At 36.3% G+C, this 22,287-nt stretch carries 14 protein-coding genes and 1 pseudogene; 1 reads left to right on the forward strand and 14 read right to left on the reverse strand.

Annotated features, from left to right (window positions below):
- The 7 genes and pseudogenes from FNW52_RS13795 to FNW52_RS13825 form a co-directional block, all read right to left on the reverse strand.
- Positions 1-2,442: pseudogene (locus FNW52_RS13795) on the reverse strand (hypothetical protein); the annotation flags it as partial.
- A 378-nt stretch (positions 2,443-2,820) separates the two neighbouring features.
- Entirely contained in the window at positions 2,821-3,897 is a 1,077-nt protein-coding gene (locus FNW52_RS13800) for an AraC family transcriptional regulator (protein ID WP_143378033.1), read from the reverse strand.
- 162 nt (positions 3,898-4,059) lie between these two features.
- On the reverse strand, positions 4,060-5,145 hold the full coding sequence (bioB, locus tag FNW52_RS13805) for a biotin synthase BioB (protein WP_143378034.1): 1,086 nt from the start codon (positions 5,143-5,145) through the stop codon (positions 4,060-4,062).
- Positions 5,146-5,245: 100 nt separating this feature from the next.
- Positions 5,246-5,683, reverse strand: coding sequence for a hypothetical protein (locus tag FNW52_RS13810; protein WP_143378035.1), 438 nt, complete (start codon positions 5,681-5,683; stop codon positions 5,246-5,248).
- Positions 5,684-5,767: 84 nt separating this feature from the next.
- On the reverse strand, positions 5,768-6,205 hold the full coding sequence (locus tag FNW52_RS13815) for a hypothetical protein (RefSeq protein WP_143378036.1): 438 nt from the start codon (positions 6,203-6,205) through the stop codon (positions 5,768-5,770).
- A gap of 253 nt (positions 6,206-6,458) precedes the next feature.
- Positions 6,459-6,902 (reverse strand): hypothetical protein, encoded by a 444-nt coding sequence (locus tag FNW52_RS13820; protein ID WP_143378037.1) that lies wholly within the window; start codon positions 6,900-6,902, stop codon positions 6,459-6,461.
- Positions 6,903-7,024: 122 nt separating this feature from the next.
- Entirely contained in the window at positions 7,025-7,969 is a 945-nt protein-coding gene (locus FNW52_RS13825) for a bifunctional riboflavin kinase/FAD synthetase (RefSeq protein ID WP_143378038.1), read from the reverse strand.
- A 216-nt stretch (positions 7,970-8,185) separates the two neighbouring features.
- Between FNW52_RS13825 and FNW52_RS13830 the strand changes: the two genes are divergently transcribed.
- On the forward strand, positions 8,186-10,858 hold the full coding sequence (locus FNW52_RS13830; protein WP_143378039.1) for a reprolysin-like metallopeptidase: 2,673 nt from the start codon (positions 8,186-8,188) through the stop codon (positions 10,856-10,858).
- Positions 10,859-10,911: 53 nt separating this feature from the next.
- Here FNW52_RS13830 and pth read toward each other — a convergent pair whose 3' ends face one another.
- The 7 genes from pth to FNW52_RS13865 all read right to left on the reverse strand — a co-directional run bounded on the left by pth (position 10,912) and on the right by FNW52_RS13865 (position 22,269).
- Positions 10,912-11,478, reverse strand: coding sequence for an aminoacyl-tRNA hydrolase (gene pth, locus FNW52_RS13835; protein WP_185965985.1), 567 nt, complete (start codon positions 11,476-11,478; stop codon positions 10,912-10,914).
- A gap of 521 nt (positions 11,479-11,999) precedes the next feature.
- Complete coding sequence (locus tag FNW52_RS13840; protein ID WP_143378041.1) at positions 12,000-12,281, reverse strand: F0F1 ATP synthase subunit epsilon; 282 nt, start codon at positions 12,279-12,281, stop codon at positions 12,000-12,002.
- Between the two features lie 70 nt (positions 12,282-12,351).
- A complete protein-coding gene (gene atpD / locus FNW52_RS13845; RefSeq protein WP_116760256.1) occupies positions 12,352-13,863 on the reverse strand; it encodes a F0F1 ATP synthase subunit beta in 1,512 nt (503 codons plus the stop codon).
- Between the two features lie 278 nt (positions 13,864-14,141).
- Entirely contained in the window at positions 14,142-15,593 is a 1,452-nt protein-coding gene (locus tag FNW52_RS13850) for an SGNH/GDSL hydrolase family protein (protein ID WP_143378042.1), read from the reverse strand.
- A gap of 36 nt (positions 15,594-15,629) precedes the next feature.
- Positions 15,630-18,476, reverse strand: a complete 2,847-nt coding sequence (locus FNW52_RS13855) for a TonB-dependent receptor (RefSeq protein ID WP_143378043.1) — start codon at positions 18,474-18,476, stop codon at positions 15,630-15,632.
- A gap of 302 nt (positions 18,477-18,778) precedes the next feature.
- Entirely contained in the window at positions 18,779-20,626 is a 1,848-nt protein-coding gene (gene glmS, locus FNW52_RS13860; protein ID WP_143378044.1) for a glutamine--fructose-6-phosphate transaminase (isomerizing), read from the reverse strand.
- An 8-nt stretch (positions 20,627-20,634) separates the two neighbouring features.
- Positions 20,635-22,269 (reverse strand): DUF4270 domain-containing protein, encoded by a 1,635-nt coding sequence (locus FNW52_RS13865; RefSeq protein WP_143378045.1) that lies wholly within the window; start codon positions 22,267-22,269, stop codon positions 20,635-20,637.
- Between the last annotated feature and the right edge of the window lie 18 nt (positions 22,270-22,287).

Below are 22,287 nucleotides of genomic sequence, written 5' to 3' on the forward strand. Positions count from 1 at the left end.
ATTGTCTGTGGCTGTAGCAGAAACAACTACGTTTGCACCGCAAACCCCTGAACCTACATTTACACTTTTATCGCCATTAGCAGTGATTACTGGGATTACATTGTCGCTTACGGTTACCGTTTGAGTTACTGCAACCGCTGCATTTGCGTTGGCATCACTTACATTCCAAATGATTGTTGTGATTCCCACTGGATAAAGTTCCGTAAGTAATTTTGCGTCACTTCTTATTCCAGTTGGTGTGCCTACTGAACAATTGTCTGTGGCTGTAGCAGAAACAACTACGTTTGCACCGCAAACCCCTGAACCTACATTTACACTTTTATCGCCATCAGCCGTGATTACTGGGATTACATTATCGCTTACGGTTACCGTTTGAGTTACTGCAACCGCCGCATTTTCATTGGCATCAGATACATTCCAAGTAATGGTTGTTGTTCCTATTGGATAAAGTTCAGTAAGTAATTTTGCGTCACTTCTTATTCCAGTTGGTGTGTTTACTGAACAATTGTCTGTGGCAGTTGCCGAAACAACTACGTTTGCACCGCAAACCCCTGAACCTACATTTACACTTTTATCGCCATTAGCAGTGATTACTGGCACTTCATTATCGATAACCGTTACCGTTTGAATTACTGCAACCGCCGCATTCCCATTACTATCGCTTACATTCCAAGTAATGATTGTTGTTCCTATTGGATAAATTTCTGCAAGTAATTTTGCGTCACTTCTTACCCCATTTGGTGTTCCTACAATGCAATTGTCTGATGCTAATGCCGTAGCAACTGCTACGCTTGCTCCGCAAACAGCTGCGTCTGTACTTACATGTATAGCTCCGAAGGCAGTAATCACAGGAAGTTGATTGTCTGTTACGATAACGGTTTGGACAACTGCAACCGCAGCATTCCCATTACTATCACTTACATTCCAAGTAATGGTTGTGGTTCCTATTGGATAAACGGCATTCAATGCCAATGCATCACTTCGAACACCTGTTGCTACACCTACACTACAATTGTCTGTGGCAGTTGCCGAAACAATTACGCTTGCTCCGCAAGCCCCTGAATCTATATTTACACTTTTATCTCCATTGGCAGAGATTACTGGGATTGTAGTGTCGGTTGTTGTTGTTATGGTAAAGTTTTTAACAATAGTAGCTCCAATATTATCGGTAATGGTACAAGAATTATCTCCAGCAGTTAATCCTGTAATCGAAGCGGTTTCATTTCCGTTAGACCATAAATAAGTATACGGACTTGTCCCTCCCGAAGCCGTTACCGAAGCAGTACCCATTATACTGCCATTACAAGTCACATTGGTTTGGGTAGTCGTTGCGTATAGTGAACAACTTATGGCTGTTGGTGCATTTTTAATCACGTTTGTCCCATCTCCCAATTGTCCAGATGCATTATATCCCCAAGCCCATAAAGTGTCGTCTGTTTTTATAGCCATAGTATGGTGCTGTCCAGCGGTTATGGTTTTCCAATCTGTTGCCGTTCCTATTTGTGTTGGGGAATTTCTGTTTGTGGTTGTCCCATCGCCTAATTGTCTATACCCATTATATCCCCAAGCCCATAAAGTTCCATCTGTTTTTATAGCAGTAGTATGGTACTGTCCTGCGGTTATAGTTGTCCAATCGGTTGCCGTTCCTATTTGTGTTGGGGAATTTCTGGCTGTGGTTGTCCCATCGCCTAGCTGTCCCAGCACATTATACCCCCAAGCCCATAAAGTCCCGTCTGTTTTTATAGCAGTACTATGATTCTGTCCTACGGTTAAGGTTTTCCAATCGGTTGCCGATCCTATTTGTGTTGGGGAATATTTGGTTGTGTTTGTCCCATCTCCCAATTGTCCAGATGCATTATATCCCCAAGACCATAAGGTTCCGTCTGTTTTTATAGCAACAGTATGATTCGCTGCTAGGGCTATGGTTTTCCAATCGATTGCCGTTCCTATTTGTGTTGGGGAATTTCTGTTTGTGGTTGTCCCATCGCCTAATTGTCCATACCCATTATACCCCCAAGCCCATAAGGTTCCGTCTGTTTTTATGGCAGTGGTATGGTTCGATCCTGCGGCTAGGGCTTTCCAATCGGTTGCCGTTCCTATTTGTGTTGGGGAATTTCTGGCTGTGGTTGTCCCATCGCCTAGCTGTCCCAGCACATTATACCCCCAAGCCCATAAAGTCCCGTCTGTTTTTATAGCAGTACTATGATTCTGTCCTACGTTTATTGTTTTCCAATCAGTAGCCGTTCCTATTTGTGTTGGAGAATATTTCTGTATGGTTGTCCCATCGCCTAGTTGTCCTTGCGAATTATTCCCCCAGGCCCATAAAGTCCCGTCTGTTTTTATGGCAATGGTGTGGTAGGTGCCTGTGCGTATGGAGCGCCAGCATTGAGCGTTTATTTGCGCGGTTAAAAGCACAAAGAGTAACAGTAAGTTTTTTTTCATTTAAAAAGGTTTAGAAATTAATGGTTTCTGTTTTGAAGATTCAATGTTGTTTAAAACAACAATAACTGCAAAATTAAATGTTAAGAATCTAATAATGTAGCCCATTACGACATATTTGCGTTTGATAGGGATGTTCTTGTTATAATTTAGATCAATGTGGTTTTCTTAAAAAATAGACATGAAGTTATACTCTGGTACCGGTTGAGTACAATGCAGTTAAGTTAAGGGATTTGTGTATAGTACTGCACTGAATAGATCTCTCGCAGAGACCCAAAGTTTGCGTTCGATTTCTTTGCGGCTTTGCGTCTCTGCGAGAAAAGCATCAGTTACACTGTCAACCTCTCTAGTGAACAACGTTTTAATGTAAATAACGATATATTAACTAGGGCGCAATACTTCGGAGGGGAGAATGTTAAAACGATTTTTGAATGCTGCCGTAAATTTACTGGCACTTTCATAGCCTGTTGCCACTGCAATGTTTTTTATTGGCAAATTCGAATTTTGCATCAACTGTATTGCTAGTAGCATATTTTTTTCTTTATGGTATTGTAATATTGACGTGCCAAACACAGATTTAAAAATAGATTTTAATTTTGTAGGCGACACATTTACATCAAGGGCCATGTTTTCGACACCAACAAAAGGAGATGTCAAATGATGCAGTACTATTTTTTCTGCTTTGGCCACATTTGAATAATCGATATTACTTAGGGATTTATATTCTTGGATGCGATTGTCCTCTAAGGTAGTCTTAAAAAAAGCTGTAATTATTTTATGAATTTCAATTTTCAGATTAATTGCGTCAAAAGAATCGGTATTGTTTTTTTCTAAAATCCTCCAAATTTCTTTTGATGTATCGTCTATATTCGGAACGACATCCAGCCAAGTTAGAAAGCCTGTATCGGTATTTAGAAAATTTTGAAGTTCATGTCCTCTGGAAAGTATTTGTGAGGAAAGATTATTTTCTGCCCATTTTTTATTAAAAACGAAGTTACAAAATTTACCCGTCGTGCCTTTGTAAAAATAAGTGGAAACCTCCGTTTTGGGTTTGTAAAAAGTCCAGCATTTGCTTAAAAGTGTTGCAGTATCGGCAGAAGTGTTTCCGGTGGGAAATTCATATTCAAAAACCGAAAAAGACAGAAAGTAATAATCGCTTACTTCGGCATCATCGTACAGTGTTTTTGCAATGACATTTTGTTTGATGTCGATATTTGTTGCCAAAACCCATAATCCATCTTCAATTTCACGATAGTGCATTACTCCTTTGCAAAATGGATTATTGGTATAAATTGCTTGATCCAAGGGTTTGTGCCGTGTAACGGGTATTTTTATTAGACTGTCCACCATTATTCTTGGTGTGTTGGATAAATAGGGTAACTCAAAAAAACCATCACGGTAAAAAAAAAGATATTTCTGGATGAGTTTATTCCATTCTTTTACAGGTTTTGTTATCATATTTACGACTGGCTTTTAGAGATGGTAAAATATGAAAAAATTCAATACATTACTAGTCAATTTGTTGAGAATTTTTTTTTAAATAAGAAGATAACTTGTAAAAAAAAATCCCATCCGACAATAATAATGGGATGGGATTTTACTTATAATTATGAAAATAATCTATTTTCCTTTTATAGAAGCTTCCAGATTTTTTTCAATAGTATGATTTGGTCTTGTCCATTTTGGTTTTTCGCCAAGAGATTCAAATTGTGAATCTACTGCTTCAACGGTTTGTGGTTGTACCACTTTAGTAAAAGGTTTTTGCGGTTTTAAACCCAATAAGTCAAACATTTTCATGTCTTCATTAACATCTGAATTAGGGGTTGTCAGTAGCTTGTCACCTGCAAAAATAGAGTTGGCTCCAGCAAAGAAACATATCGCTTGACCTTCACGGCTCATATTCATTCTTCCGGCAGATAAACGTACTTGAGTATTAGGCATCACAATTCTGGTTGTAGCAACCATTCTAATCATTTCCCAAATCTCTACTGGTTTTTCGTTTTCCATCGGTGTCCCTTCTACCGGAACTAATGCATTGATTGGCACCGATTCCGGTTGTGGGTTTAATGTAGCAAGGGCAACTAGCATTCCGGCTCTGTCCTCTATACTTTCCCCCATTCCAATAATTCCTCCGCTACAAACCGTAACACTAGTTTTACGTACGTTTTCTATGGTTTGCAAACGGTCTTCAAAACCACGAGTCGAAATGACTTCTTTATAATAATCTTCAGAGGTGTCTAAATTGTGATTGTAGGCATATAAACCTGCTTCTGCCAATCGTTGGGCTTGATTTTCGGTAATCATACCCAAGGTACAACAAACCTCCATGTCCATTTTATTAATGGTACGAACCATTTCTAGAACTTGATCAAACTCAGGACCATCTTTTACGTTTCGCCAAGCAGCTCCCATGCATACGCGGGAAGAACCTCCAGATTTGGCTTGAATAGCTTGTTCTTTTACTTGGTTTACTGACATTAAGCTGTTGCCTTCAACGCCAGTGTTGTATCTTGCTGCTTGAGGACAATAGCCACAATCTTCAGAACAACCCCCTGTTTTTATGGAAACTAAAGTGGATACTTGAACCACATTAGGGTCGTGGTGCTCTCGATGAATAGTTGCTGCTTCAAAAAGCAAATCCATCATCGGTTTGTTATATATTGCAATAATTTCTTCTTTCGTCCAGTCGTGTTTTGTGATGCTCATTGATCCTTTTTTTTGATGCCTCAAAAGTAATCAAATAGTTCTAAAGAACCAATGAAATGGTTTTAAAAAGACTTGTTGTGAATATTTTACAAAGTGCTGTTTAATCGGTTGTAAATTTGTTATTCCAATAAAACATAAGCAACATTGTTATAACGACCGAAGAAGCAATTCCTTCAAAAAACAAACTGAAGCAATATAAGTTAATGGATGGGTCTCCTCCAAATAAAAAGGATTCGGGTAGCTTTTGTACATAAATATCACCCCCTCGCATATAACTGTAAATAAACAACCCTGCAATGCTTAGAAACACGCCTACAAGCGAAGTTACCAATGCAGCTTTAACATTAGGAGCAAATTTTTTCTTGCCACGTGTTACTCTTGATTGTAAAGTGTTATTTACTGCATAAAATACGAAAACGATGTTAAGTAGTCTTAAATAAAAAAGATGCGCCAATCCTAGAAATTCCATGATTAGAAAATAAGTCCCTACTGCTATAAAAATAAGGTATCCATTTTTAATTTCTGTTTTTACTTTCATACGAGTTGCCTTTAAGGATTTAAAAATACAATCTATTGGGTTGTGGTAAGGGATGGGAAAAACGTTATATGAGTTTGTGTGCTATTAATCTGACGCAAAATTATTGTTATAATACAGCATGAGTAATAAGGTAACAATTACGGAAGAGGCAATTCCTTCAAAAAGCAAACAAATACAATAGGTGTTTACCGTTGGGTTTCCGCCAAATAAAAAAAGCTCTGATAAAGATTGCACATAGGAATCACCGCCTCGAATATAGCTATAAATAAGTAATCCGATGACGCTTAAAATTACGCCAATAAACGAAGTAGTCATTGCCGAAATGACATTAGGAACAAAAATATTTTTGCCTTCTGCAAGATTCATCATGATCGTTCTGTTTACTCCATAAAAAATAAAGAATGCATTCAAAAGGCGTAGATAGTACAAATGAGCCAGCCCTAAAAACTCCATCAGCAAAAAATAAATCACAATTCCGACGAAAATAATACATCCGTTATAAAATTCTTTTGGAAGTTTCATAATGATTTACTTTTAAAGGTTGAATCCTTATTGTCTTTGCGTTTTACCCTTTTTTGTTGCTTTTTTAGTAAATACAATAGCGTTTACTATTTGTTAGAAACGAAGATCTTTCGGTATAAAGCCAGTTATTTTTGTCTAGTGATGCAATCCAAAATTAAAATCAGAATGATGCATTTATTTGATGAACTTTTTTTTAGAAACGCAGGATGGAATTTAATCTCAATATTCTTGAAATAGATTTTTTTGATAAAACCTAGTGCTTATCCGAAGCATAACGAGTGTCCCAATACAGCATGAGTATAAAGGAAACAATTACGGCAGATACGATTCCTTCAAAAAAGATGCTAATGCTATAAGTCATTACCGATGGGTTTCCGCCAAATAACAAAGTTTCCGATAATGTTTTTACATAGGAATCCCCACCTTTTGCGAAACTGTAAGCGACTAGTCCGACGATGCTTAGAAATACTCCAATAAGTGATGTTAGCAATGCCGAAACAGCATTAGTAACAAAAACAATTTTGCCTTCCGCAAAGTTCGATTTTAGGGTTCTGTTGGTTCCATAAAACACAAATAATATGTTAAGGAGGCGTAAGTAAAACAGATTAGTCAAACCCAAAGCCTCCATTGACATGAAATAAAGGCCAATACCAATAAAAATAATGCATCCGTTATATAGTTCTTTCGGTAGTTTCATGTGATTGGTTTTTAGAAGTTAAAAAAACAGTACCTATTTGATAAATAATACAATACCTATCAAATTTACAAAAAAAACCTAGAATTATTTTATGAAAGTATTAAAAAGAATTTGAACGAAATCTAAAGTTTATTAAAGTACGCTATTGCTATTTTTTTATCTTTTTCCAATTGTTCTTTCAGTAGTTCAACGGAGTCGAATTTTTGCTCCGAACGAATTCTTTCAATTATAGAAACAGTTATTTTTTGACCGTATAAATCTTCATCAAAATCAAAGTAGTTAATTTCAATGGTTTGGAATTTACCGTCAACTGTTGGGTTAAAGCCTATGTTCATCATTCCGAAAACGGTTTTAGCGTTAAGGATGCTTTTTGCGATATAAACGCCATTTTGAGGAACGAGTTTAAAGTTTTCTTCTAATTTTAAATTCGCTGTAGGAAAACCTATAGTTCTACCCAATTGCTTTCCTTTTATTACAGTACCCGTTAAGGAATAATTATAGCCTAAATACTCATTGGCCAAAGCCACATTCCCTTCCATCAAAGCATTTCTGATTTTTGTGGAGCTTACAGAAACTTCTTTGATTTCTTGAGCGGTAATTTCTTCGACTTCAAAATCATATTGTTTCCCAAAAGCTTTTAAATCATCAATATTGGCTGTTCTATTTCTTCCAAAGCGATGGTCGTGTCCGATAATTATTTTTTGAATGTGAAATTGGTCTACCAATACGTTCTTCACGAATTCCTCCGCGGTCAATCTCGAAAATTTTTCGTCAAATGGGTGAATGACCAGATTTTGTATGCCTATTTCTTGTAACAAATGTATTTTTTCATCAAGGGTATTCAATAATTTTATTTCTGATTCCTCTTGTAAAACCATTCGGGGATGCGGAAAAAAAGTAAGTACCAGGCTTTCATATTTTCCGCTTTCGGTATTTTGGGTAACTCTCTCTAATATTTTTTTATGACCAAAATGAACGCCATCAAAAGTTCCTAGAGTCAGAATCGTTTTTTTTATAGTTCCATTAGCTATGGTATGGAAATCGTTTATGGAATGAAAAATCTTCAAAGTATATGTTTTAAGATTTTGCAAATTTATACTATCTATTTTAAAACGGACAGTAAGAAGTTTCAATTTTTATGGATTTTCACACTTATGTACTGAAATAATCTATAAAAACGATGCAATGTCACGCTTTGACAAAACTAATTTTTTAAATCGTTTTTAAATCGTTGTGTATTCCATTGTAAATGAATTATTTTTGTGTATCAAATTTATATAATTATGAATAGATTACTACTTTGTTTGGGGTTATTTGTTGTTAGCTTTATTGGGTATTCCCAAGGAAAATCACCTTGGACAGCAGTGAGTTATACTCAAAAGCATGAAAATAATTCGGAATTGGATCGTAAATTGATTTTTAAGTTAAATGAAACTGAATTTAGACAGAAGTTGACGGCTCTTCATTCTAAAAGTTCGGGAGCTAAAGGCATATCGGTTGCTATTCCGAATAGTTTTGGGAAAATGGAACAATTTGTAGTGGTGGAATCTTCTAATTTTGCTCCCGAACTACAGGCGCAATACCCTGAAATTAGGGCGTATTCAGGAACCGGAATTACAGATCCTACTGCGTCTATTTGTTTTAGCGTTTCTCCAAAAGGGATTCAAACTATGGTTTTAAGAGGTGATAGTGGTTCTGAATTTATAGAGCCTTTTGCTGATGATAAATCAATGTATGCGGTTTTGACATCCAAAAATAGAAGCAAGACAGCTTTGCCTTTAAGCTGCAGAACGGTTGATGTTGCATTGAATAAAGAACTAGTTAAAAAAACCAGTCAAATAAAGTCGAATAATGGCGTTTTTAAAACCATGCGATTGGCTTTGTCTTGCACAAGTGAATATACCACTTATTTTGGCGGAACAGTTGCGACAGCTTTAGAAGGGATGAATAATACCATGACAAGGGTAAACGGGGTTTTTAATAAAGATTTAGCCCTGAAATTAGAAATTATAGCCAATAATAATTTGATTGTATATACCAATGCTGCTACAGATCCTTATTCAGACGCGACGGCTGGAGCTAATGGAGCTTGGAATTTGGAATTACAATCTACTTTAACTTCGGTTATTGGGAATGCGAATTATGATATTGGCCATTTGTTTGGAGCTTCTGGAGGTGGTGGTGGTGCCGGTTGTATTGGCTGTGTGTGTGTAAACCCATCTCCGTCTGATGAATACGGAAAAGGAAGTGGCTTTACCTCACCATCTAACAATGAGCCAACAGGAGACACTTTTGATATAGACTATGTAGCCCATGAAATGGGGCATCAACTAGGGGCTAACCATACTTTCTCCCATGCTGTAGAAGGGACTGGAGTGAGTGTAGAGCCAGGAAGTGGTTCTACTATTATGGGCTATGCTGGAATTTCGGATGGTTATGATGTTCAAAATCAATCGGATGATTATTTTTCGTATGCTAGTATTTTGCAAATTCAGAATAATTTGACATCTAAAACATGTCCAGTTAGTACGACATTAAGTAATCAAACGCCAACGGTTAATGCAGGATCGGATTATACCATACCGAAAAGTACAGCTTTTGTTTTAAACGGACTAGCTTCAGATCCCAATGGAAACGCCTTGACTTATTGTTGGGAGCAAAATGATTCAGCAGGCAATAGTCAAATCAACGAGAATAGTTTGGCGTATGCTGCTAAACCCAATGGGCCTAATTTTAGGTCTTTTTTGCCTAGTAATTCCACTAATCGTTATTTTCCGGCTTTAAGCAGAGTGGTGGCGGGTCAATTGACTTCGTCATGGGAGTCCGTTTCTTCTATTGGAAGAGACTTAAATTTTGTATTTACAGCAAGAGATAATGCGGCTATTGGTTCTGGACAGACGAATTCGGATGCTATGAAGGTTACGGTAGATGATACTAAAGGTCCATTTGTTGTAACTTCTCAAAATACTGTAGATGTCAGTTGGGATCAGGGTTCGTCGCAAGCTGTAACTTGGAGTGTGAACGGCACGAGTTCTTTATCGGGATCGGCCAATGTAAACATTAAACTGTCTACCGATGGAGGTTTGACTTTTCCAATACTCTTGGCTGGTAATACGTCAAACGATGGTTCGGAAGTTATTATTGCGCCCACAACGACTGCTAAAAATTGTAGAATTTTGATAGAACCTACGGGGAATATTTATTATGCGGTGAATAGTGTCCCGTTTGCAATAAACTACGCTGTAACTACATCTTGTAATACATATACTTTTGCTGCTCCATATCCGATACCTGATTTTCAAGCTGCTTATACTGAGAAAACAATTGTAGTACCAGCCACTTCTTCGGAAATTACCGATGTTAATTTTAATGTTGGTTTTACCCATACTTATATAGGGGATGTTCAAATAGAGGTAGTTAGTCCAAGTGGAACAATTGTAAAATTGGTTGATAAGTCTTGTGGCGCAACTAATAGTAGTTTAGTGTTGGCTTATGACGATTTAGGAGAGGCGTTGACTTGCGGCACAACAACGAGCCAAACGGTTGTTCCTGTTGGCATTATGTCAACTTTTAATGGCGAAAACCCACAAGGAACCTGGAAATTAAGATTCCGAGATGCTGGACAAGGTAATACTGGAACAATAAACACCGCATCCATACAGATTTGTACGAGTTCCTATACTAGATTGGCAACGTCAAGTTTCGAAATTAAAGATTTTGTTTTGTACCCCAATCCCAATAAAGGAAATTTCACCGTTCGTTTTACGAGTGCTAACACAACCGGAGTTGCGGTTGTGGTCAATGATATGTTGGGACGAAAAATCTACGAGAATAAATTTGAAAACAAGGGCGATTTCAATGAAAACATTCAATTAAAGAATGTGACAGCTGGTATCTATCTAGTGTCGATCATAGATGGGAATCGAAAAGGTGTTTGTAAAATTATCATAGAATAGATCTATTTAATATTTATAAAAAAGGGAGACAATTAAATATCGTCTCCCTTTTTTTATTTCCCATTAAAGGTATTCATAGTGTTTTCAAGTCCAGCGGTTCCAAAAGACTTTATGATTTCGGAAGCGAGTTCTAGTCTTTCGGGAAGTTTAACTTTTTCTTCTTCATCCCAATCTCCAAGAACGTAATCGATTTGTTGCCCTTTTTTGAACTCATCACTGATGCCAAATCGGAAACGGGTGTACTGTTGGGTGTTCAGAATAAGATTGATATTTTTAAGCCCGTTATGACCTCCATCACTACCTTTTGGTTTGATGCGAATGGTTCCGAACGAAAGATTCAAATCATCAGTAATGACCAATAGGTTTTCTAACGAAATGTTTTCTTTGTCCATCCAATATTTTACGGCTTTCCCACTCAAATTCATATAGGTATTGGGTTTCAAAAGTAAAAAGGTTCTTCCTTTGAATTTGTATTCGGTGAGTGCGCCTAGTTTTACGGTCTCGAAATTGATTCCCTCTTTTCGGGCAAAAAAATCTAGGACTTTGAAGCCAATGTTGTGTCGGGTGTTTACATATTCGGAGCCAATGTTACCTAGGCCAACGATTAAAAATTTCTTCATATTATCTACGTTCTCTTCTGTTTTTGTTGATGAAAATGCTTGCTCCCGATAGCCCCCGATAATTATCGGGACCGGACATTTTATCATGCTGCAAAAATAGACTTTATTCAATTATTGGGCTAAAAGATTGTTGAATTTTTAGGTTAATCACAAGAACAAAACCATAAAACCCAATTAGCCCCGATGGGAGGGAAAATCTTTTTATTTTTTGTTCTTTAAGAAAAATAAAAAATTTGGAAGGACAGCGGGAAACCTATTTCCTAGGATGCCTAATCTTTCGCTTCTAGCTGAAAAATACTTTTATCACGAATTGAGTGTTTTTTTTATGAATATAATCAACAACGCCCACATTATTCCAATTATACACTAACTCCTGATCAAATGCATTTACAAAACCAAATTAAAATGAAGACTTATAAAACAAAAAACAGTAGTAAACTTTTGCTTACTACTGTTTAAAAATTGTAACTTTATTTTCATTAATCCAGCATCAGTTTTTCAAGACTAGACACTGCACGGTTTTAATCTGCTAAAACAATTACTTTATTGTCTTTTAACTCAAGAGTACCAGAGGTAATTTCTAAAGTAAAATTTTGATCATTTACTTTGGTAAATAAATGTGCCGTTTCTTCGTTTAAATTAAAACTAGGAGCAGTAATATTAACCGTTCCTTTTTGCAACAATGAAACTATTGGTGCGTGATTATTCAACATTTGAAAACGACCATCTACTCCTGGAACAGAAATAGAAGTGATTTCTCCTGAAAATAATTTCGCTTCTGGTGATACTATTTCTAATAACATACTTTTTTTGTTTACAGTCTCAGTTTACAGTCCCAGTTTGAATACTGAATACTGGCTACTGAATACTAATTTAAGCTTCTGCCAACATTTTTTCTCCAGCTTCGATAGCTTCTTCAATAGTACCTTTAAGGTTGAAAGCAGATTCTGGCAAGTGATCTAATTCACCGTCAATAATCATGTTAAATCCTTTGATAGTATCTTTGATGTCTACTAAAACTCCTTTCAATCCTGTAAATTGCTCAGCAACGTGGAAAGGTTGAGATAAGAAACGTTGTACACGTCTTGCTCTAGAAACAGATAATTTATCTTCTTCAGATAATTCTTCCATACCAAGGATCGCAATAATATCTTGCAATTGTTTGTATTTTTGAAGAATTTCTTTTACTCTTTGTGCACAGTCATAATGCTCTTTACCAATAATGTGAGGTGCTAAAATTCTTGAAGTAGAATCTAATGGATCTACCGCAGGATAAATACCTAACTCAGCAATTTTACGAGACAATACAGTAGTAGCATCTAAGTGAGCAAATGTAGTTGCCGGAGCTGGATCTGTTAAATCATCCGCAGGAACGTAAACCGCTTGTACAGATGTAATAGAACCTTTATTTGTTGATGTAATACGTTCTTGCATCGCACCCATTTCAGTAGCAAGAGTCGGCTGATATCCTACCGCAGATGGCATACGACCTAGAAGAGCCGAAACCTCAGAACCTGCTTGTGTAAAACGGAAGATATTATCAACGAAGAACAATACGTCTTTTCCTTGATCAGTACCTGCACCATCACGGAAATATTCTGCAATAGACAATCCAGAAAGTGCCACACGAGCACGAGCTCCTGGAGGCTCATTCATTTGTCCGAAAACGAAAGTAGCTTTAGACTCTCTCATTCCTGGCATATCTACTTTAGATAAATCCCATCCTCCATTTTCCATAGAGTGCATGAATTCATCACCGTATTTTATAATTCCTGACTCTAACATCTCACGAAGTAAGTCATTTCCTTCACGTGTTCTTTCTCCTACTCCTGCGAATACAGAAAGTCCACCGTGACCTTTTGCAATATTGTTGATCAACTCTTGAATCAATACTGTTTTACCAACACCAGCACCACCAAACAATCCAATTTTACCCCCTTTTGAGTAAGGCTCGATCAAATCGATTACTTTAATACCTGTGAATAAAACTTCAGAAGAAGTTGATAAATCTTCGAATCTTGGTGCTTGTCTGTGAATAGGCGTTCCATTTTCACCTGTTTTAGGCAATTCTGGCAAACCATCAATAGCATCTCCAATTACATTAAACAAACGACCGTAAACATCTGCACCGATTGGCATTTGGATAGGATTTCCTGTTCCAACTACTTCATAACCTCTGCTCAAACCATCTGTTGAGTCCATTGAAATGGTACGAACTGTGTTTTCACCAATGTGAGATTGTACTTCAAGTACTAATAATGTACCATCTTTTTTTGTGATTTCTAACGAATCATAAATTTTCGGAAGTTCAACATCCTTTCCGTTGAAAACTACATCGACTACTGGTCCAATGATTTGGGCAACTTTTCCTATTACTTTTGACATTACTTATGTGTTTATTAAATAGCTATTTAGGTTTATGAAATACAGCCCATCGAAATAGCTCGATTGGATACTTTTTTCAGAGTGCAAAGATAATTTTTAAAATATAAAATCAATAATTTTTTTTATAAATATTTTATTTTTTTGCCCTAATGATTAGAAACCCGGCTTAAAAGACCTAAAAGACTCCATTACAGACTACATATAAAATACAATTCGCATAAAACAATAAAGCCACCACGTCATGAACGGGCGGCTTTTAATTATAGAATTACAATTTATTACGGAATTATTGCTGGGTATTGAATTGGATAAACGCTCAAATCTACATGTCTTAGCGTCGCAGTATATTTAGTGTTAATTGCATCCACAAAAAGATTTGCAATTAATGCGTATCCTCTAGCACTTGGATGAACCCCATCAAGAGAAAATGCACCTCCTGTTACATAAGCAGACGTCATTTGAAAATTTCCAAAACGAATTCCTCCTGTAGACAATTGCTCCATGGTAGTTCTCGTATCCACAAAAGCCAAACCTTTAGCGGTAGCGGTAGCTTCTATCGTAATATTATAAGCATCTGTAGCTGTTTTTATTTCTTTTACTTCGCTTTCTGACAATACCCATCTATCTTTTAAAGGTGCAGACGTTCCGTTTCCTGCTAATAAATGATCCTTGGCAGACGTTCCTTGAGAACTCAAAACAATATAGTCCTTATTAGTAGTCTGTCTTAATTTTATTAGTCCAGGGCTTACCGCAGTAATGTCTGTAAGATATTCATCAATCATCACAACTGCATTTTTTCCAACTGCAAAATTAATAGTTCTTTGTACTCTTTCGGCCTCAGTAATTAGTCCTGCGTTTTTTGCAGCTACTAAACCACCGTTGTAACTTGCATAAGCCCCGTTTAAAGCAGTAACTTGTGCCGCAACAAGAGTTACTGGATTAAATCCTACGGTTGTAAAAAACGGGAGCGCACTCACATAAGGAAGATTAGCAACAACCCCTTTTGCACCTTTTGCAGTTAAACCAGTAATGAGTTTATCGTAAGCAAAATTAAAATTCGCTGTTGGAGTTATAGGATCCGTTCCGTCCCCACCAGTTGTTGCATAACCCAAAACATCATTACCACCAATCCACAAAGAAAAGAATGTTGGATTTTGCGCCATTGCATCATCCAAAACAGTAAGAGTAGTGCTAGTAGGTGAGGAAGAAAAACGAGCAAAATATGGACTAGCAGTAGCAGGAGTAGCAAAAACTCCAGCAAGATTTCCATATCCAGGTGCAATTAAATGATAGCTTTTCGCTCCTGGAATCCCCATATTACTAAATGAACCAGTTAAGTGAGCGGTGATCGCCGTTCCCGAAACACCCGACACATTCACAGGTCCGGCTCCATTAAAAGTTAGTCTTGTCGGAAATTTAGGAAGAACCTGAACCCCTCCGTTAGAAAAACCTCCCACATTATCCACCATAAAAGGTGTCGTAATCGCAACACCTCCAGCTGGAATAAACTGTTGCGCCAATATATTTACATACGAATTTGCCTGGCCAGCTTTAAAAAGAGCTCCATCACTGTATCCAGCCGCAAACGAATCTCCCAACGCCACATATTTTGTTAAAACTGCCGTCCCTGGAGTAATAGGAATTTCTACAGGCGCCGAATCGTCATCATTGTTATTACATGCTACAAAGCTTAAAGAAACCAATAGTAGCCATTTGAAATTTTTTATCATGCTATATATTTTTAAAATTTTGTCTTACCTAAATTATTACGGATTGATTGTCAATGAAGCAAACCATTGTTGCCCAACAGCACCAGATCCAATTACTTGAATATAATCTTTCCCTCCTATATTAGTAGCCCCAAGCTTAATTATAGATTTTAATTTTGGAATAGAATAATTTACTTGTGCATCAAAAACAGTAGTTTCCTGAATCATACCGTCAGCAAATGAAGATTGCCATAAGTATTCTGTGTTCCATCTTACATTAGCATTGAATCCGAAATTTTTAAACAATTTTGCATTACCTATCGAACCTTTTACTTTATGTTTCGGCGTATTGAATCCAGTTACAAAACCTGGATCTTCCGCTTGGTCAAAATCAAGTTGTGCATAATTATAATTTACACCTACTTCAAAATCTTTATATACTTTTTTAGACAAACCTACCCCAAAACCAAGCGAGGAAACATCTGCTTCAGTATTCGTGTACACTTGATACACTCTTCTATCACGATATGAAAGCGCATCTAATGTCTTAGCCGTTTCTGGATTTGCAAAATCAGTTCCTACAGTTCCATAATAAGGCCCAACCACTCTAGCAGTATTCAAGAAATTATTATAGATATTGTAGTATCCATTGATATCAACGGATAAATCATTATTAATAACAGTACGATAACCCACTTCAAAAGCATGAACTTCTTCTGGTTTTACCAAATTTATATCAGCCACTTGCAACTTAGCTCCTGCAGCTAATTTATTTGACCCTGCAGCAACTGCTTGGTCAAATGCATCAACTGAAGTCTTAGTGTAAGCATTGTGATATGCATTTTGACCACCCATTGTAACCGTTGCAGGCTGATTTAATCCTGCCGGATCTTGAGCAGCAGCACTTACTTTTAAAACTTCTGAATAACGATCCAAATTTTCAGGTGCAGAACCAATTAAAGCATACGGTCCTAAATCCAAACCTATGTATTGATCCTGTGTAGTTGGATTTCTAAAACCGGTTTGGTAAGACGCTCTAAAATTGTGTGTTTTATTAGCTCCCGCAGAGTAAACAAAAGAGACTCTTGGAGAAACTTTTCCATCAAAATTTTGACTTTTGTCATAACGCACAGAAGCAACTAATTTCAAACGATCTTCTAAAAACAGCTTAGACCCTTGCGCATACACTCCAAATTCATTGTAACGAATTGGACCATCATAATCGGTAAAAATAGTACCCTCAGAGTTCATTTCGTATTGGCGTGCAGAACCACCCACTTGAACTTCGGCAAATTTTATCATTTCTTTAAAATTATAATTGGCGTCAGCATGGTATATTTTGGAATGATCGATAAATTTTGCTCCTTTTGTAAAATCCGGATTGGTCACAATAGACGCTAACGCACTATTATACTCAGGTGAACCAACTGCAAATCTCGCCCCTCTTGGATCAAGAACCCCATTGGTAACATTACTATTTGGCACCAATGGCAAACCTGGCGAAAGATTATTGTCAGCAAAGTTTCTTGCATAATTCGCCGCATCATTTGCATTAAGCCCCAACACAGCCGAAGACAATTGAAAAGATTTACCATAATCAGTAAACCAGTTTGTATCTGATTTTGCCGCTCTATTTACATTCAAACCTGCAAAACGCATGTCGTAAGAATCTCCAGCATCTTCAGCAGAACGATACGCCCTTACAAAAAAGTTTTTCCCTTTTACTTCCAATTTGATTTGACTCATAAAGAAATCTTTCAAAGCATATCTATTGGCTCCTTGATAAATAGTACTCCCCAGTCCAAGTTTGTATTGAAGAATAATCTCAGTATCATTTACCCATGGTTTAAAATGCATAGAGAAATCTGCTTTAGCACTATGCACTTTATTATCCGTTAAATCTTGCTCACGATATCCCGTTCTACTTACCTGCCCAACATTTGCAATAAATACACTAGCCTCATCCCCATATAGATTCAATCCATCATAGTTTTGATTTCCGTCATGCCCAATTGAACCTCCCGTCATGCTTCTTTGATCAGCAGCAATCCATTCGGTGGCTTTCATATAATTAAAATTGGCTTTGATTGCAAAATGTTTACTAAAAGCGGTAGCTGCTCTTAATCCAAAATCAACATAATCATTTGTTCCGGCAACATCTTGTGATGTTTGACCATATTTAAGATAAGTACTAACCCCTTGATTGATAAAAGGACTTTTACTATTCATAAACAAGATTCCGTTAAACGCATTTGCCCCATAAAGCGCAGAAGAAGCACCAGGCAAAAGCTCTACACTGGCAACATCTAAATCTGAGAGACCTATTAAATTCCCCAAAACAAAGTTTAATGCTGGTGATGAATTATCCATTCCATCTACCAATTGCATAAAACGTGTATTTCCTACGGAAGCAAAACCTCTAGTGTTTATTGTTTTAAAAGAAATACTACTCGTATTAAATTGCACTTCTTTTAAATTTTCCAAACCATCATAAAAAGTAGGAGCAGTAGTGCTTTTTACTTCTCGAATACCCATTCTCTCAATTGTAACTGGAGACTGAAGCACTCTTTCTGGCGCTCTAGATGCAGAAACTACAATTTCATTAAGTTTTGTTTCTTCAGAATTAAGCTGAACTTTAACTTTTTGAGTAATTGATTCTACACTTACATTGGACGAAACATACCCAAGAGCCCTAACATCAATTGAAAAAGGAGGTTTTTGTGTCGTAATTAGCTTAAAAGAGCCATCAAAATCAGTAATAGCCCCCTCTTTTGCCCCAACAACAGTAATATTGGCGCCTGCAATAGGTTGATTATTTTCATCTGTTACAACACCTGTAATAGAATTTTGGGCAAACGATATGCCACAAAAGAACAATGTCAAAAAAAGTAAATACAATCTCATTTGGTTAAATTTTGTTGATTAATGGCAGCAAATTACACTTATTTTTTAATTATCAACAACAAAATATAAAATAAATAAAATAATTATTAGCAAAATAGCAATAAAAACAACAATTCAATATATTCTAAAATTACATTTTTAATAATAATTCAATGACATATCCTCAAAATATACTATGCATACATAATAATAATGTATTTCTATTAAATAAATCATAAAATTACATCGATTTCGTAAAAAAAATAAAGCCAAAAAAAAAGCGAGAAATAAATCTCGCTTTTTTCAAAAAAAATATAAATTATCTATTCAACCGTAACCGATTTTGCTAAATTTCGAGGTTGATCAACATTACAACCTCTCATCACTGCAATATGATAAGACAACAGTTGCAAAGGTATTGTGGTGATTAATGGAGACAATGCATCCGAAGTTTCGGGGATTTCAATAACATAATCCGCTAAATCACGAACCTGCGTATCCCCTTTGGTTACCACAGCAATGATTTTACCACTTCTTGATTTTATTTCCTGTATATTACTTACAATTTTATCATAATGTCCTTGTTTTGGAGCTATTACAATAACCGGCATTTGCTCATCTATTAAAGCGATTGGCCCGTGTTTCATTTCGGCAGCAGGATAACCTTCGGCATGAATATAAGAGATCTCTTTTAGTTTTAAAGCCCCTTCTAACGCCACTGGAAAATTATAACCACGTCCTAAATACAAACAGTTAGGCGCGTCTTTAAATACGGCAGCAATCTCTTTCGCTTTTTCATTGGTTTCTAAAGCTTCTTTCACTTTTTCAGGAATTATTTCTAATTCTTGCAAATACATCTGAAAATCTGAATGCGACAATGTCCCTTTGGCCTTAGCCAAACGCAATGCAATCATGGTTAACACCGTAATTTGGGTAGTAAATGCTTTAGTTGAAGCCACCCCTATTTCTGGTCCAGCATGTGTATAAGCTCCTGCATGAGTCTCTCTAGAAATAGAAGAACCAACCACATTACAAACACCAAAGACAAATGCTCCGTGCTCTTTTGCTAATTTTATAGCCGCCATTGTATCAGCCGTTTCTCCTGATTGAGATATGGCAATCACAACATCTTTACTACTGATAATTGGGTTTCTATATCTAAATTCAGATGCGTACTCTACCTCTACTGGAATTCGAGTAAACTCTTCAATCACATATTCAGCCACCAAACCTGCATGCCAAGAGGTACCACAAGCAACAATTATAATTCGATCAGCATTCAATATTCGCTCTAAGTTATCTTCAATACCTGCCATTTGAATAATTCCTTCATTGGCATGAAGCCTACCTCTATATGTATCTTTTATAACACTTGGTTGCTCGTAAATTTCTTTTAGCATGAAATGATCGTAACCACCTTTTTCGATTTGCTCCAAATTCAATTGAAGTTCTTGAATATAAGGATCAACAATAGAATCATCTTTAATTTTACGAACTTTCATTGGTTTATGCAACCTGATGTTTGCCATTTCTCCGTCTTCCAGATAAATCGCATTTGAGGTGTACTCAATAAAAGGCGAAGCATCCGAAGCGATAAAATATTCTCCTTCTCCGACACCAATAGCCAAAGGACTCCCCAAACGGGCGGCCACTATTTCGTTTGGATTTTTTTTATCAAAAACTGCAATTGCATAAGCACCCACTACTTGATTTAAAGCTAACTGAACTGCTTTACCTAATTTTAATTTTTCTTTCTTTTGAACTTCTTCAATAAGATTTATCAAAACCTCAGAATCCGTATCTGAATAAAAAGTATATCCTCGTTTTTTCAACTCTTCTTTCAAAGGAGCATAGTTCTCAATAATTCCGTTGTGAATTATAACCAAATCTCCAGAATTAGAAAGATGAGGATGCGAGTTTACATCATTTGGCACTCCATGAGTAGCCCATCTTGTATGACCTATCCCTATAGTTCCATTTAAAGTTATTTCTTTAGAAGCTCTTTCCTCTAAATCAGAAACTTTTCCTTTTGTCTTAGATAATTTTATAGTTTCGCCATCATATAACATAACACCAGCACTATCATACCCTCTATACTCTAACCTTTTTAATCCTTTTATTATAATAGGATAGGCTTCTCTATAACCAATGTATCCAACGATTCCACACATAGTCTTTCTTAATTAGGTTTTGTATAATAAATTTCCATTTTCAATCTTTTAGCCTCCGGAACAGCAGAAGTATTCGATGTAGCTCCATAAACAATAACCCCCAACGGATTCATCACAGAAGCTTTCGGGGCTTTAGTAAAAACTGTAGTTGGCGTTCTTAAATCACCAAAAACGTAAGTATTGATATCTTCGGTAACGACAACTCCCAATTGAACATTTTTTGCACTAAGATTATTCACCAAACCCCTAACATGGTTGGTTATTCTAAATTTATAAAAATACCCCCCACCATTAGCAGCTGTTGCTTTATCCAGAATACCACCATATACATATTTTGAATATTTGGCATTCGACCCAACAGTAGTATTATCGCCGTAATCTACTATAGGCTGATTGTTTGTAAAATCATACAAATAAATTCTTTGCGGAATTGGACTGGTTTTCATTAACACAGAATTAACATGAAAAACCAAATTAGCTTCATTTATTAAGTATTTCTTTGTTCTCATTATATCCAACTCATCAGGAATCGTATTAGGAGCACCTGTAACTCCATCAGGTCCAAAATTATCAGGTCCAAACAAGTTTATAACAGACATTGAACCTTCACCTCCCTTTAGGTATAAATTGTCGTCTGCAACAACATCGTCCTTAGTTGCACTTATATAATCAACAGCTACATTACTTTGAGTAAGCAAACTAACAGTCCTTATTGGGTCTATAGCATTACTTGCCATATTCAATACAATGGTTTTCTCCACTGGTTTTTCATCAACAGTTTCTTCATAAACAATCGTAACATCCCCTTTTCTAAAATCGATCATATTCAGACACGTAGCATTCTCTACGGTAAAGTACAAACCTCTAAAATATTCTTTAAACAAAGCATTAGTAGCTAAAGATCCAGCAGGAGCATTCAATATCTTTTCTTGAAAATATTTAGTATCTAAATTTAAATGCATTGCCGGCGGTTTCAAAGTCTTGGTTGTAACACCATTTGTAATAACATCTACAGAATACTCCGCAGGATCAAAAAAGAACTCCGTATTTTGCGCTGTATTAGCATCGTTGTTTAATGGAGTCCCTGTGGAAGTTTCAATTTTTACTTGATCAAAATCAGAATTTTGGTTGTTGTAGTACTTCTGAGCCTTTAGAAATTGATCGGCAGGATCTAAAGTCCTCATAAAATAACCCGATCTGTAAACACTTAATTTCATTTTAGCCTTTACATCTCCATATATTGAGTCTAACTCATATGTCTTTGCACCAGTTGTAGCATCTGTATTAATGATTTTCGTTTTATCATAAAAATAAGGAATTGTCAAAACCACACTTTTAATTTTGGCCGTTGGATCTATAGTCGGATTTACAGCACTTAAATTTAATTGTGTCGCAAAATTTGCGGTTGTAGTTCCAAACGAAGGATTATTATAAGACCCTAAAGCATTTATTGCAAGATCGTCTGATTGGATTGGACTAATTTTTTGATTGTAAGCAACAACTACAGATTCTGTTTTTACAAGATCAAATGAACTATCCCCAATCAGGTCTGCACCTATTACATTGTATTCTTTATCACACGAATTTAAAAGAACTAGAAATAAAAAGACAGGAATTATTTTAAAAAATGAATTTTTGAGCATGTTTCTTCGTAATATTTT

It is taken from the genome of Flavobacterium sp. ZT3R18, assembly GCF_007097385.1.
Lineage (GTDB): Bacteria > Bacteroidota > Bacteroidia > Flavobacteriales > Flavobacteriaceae > Flavobacterium.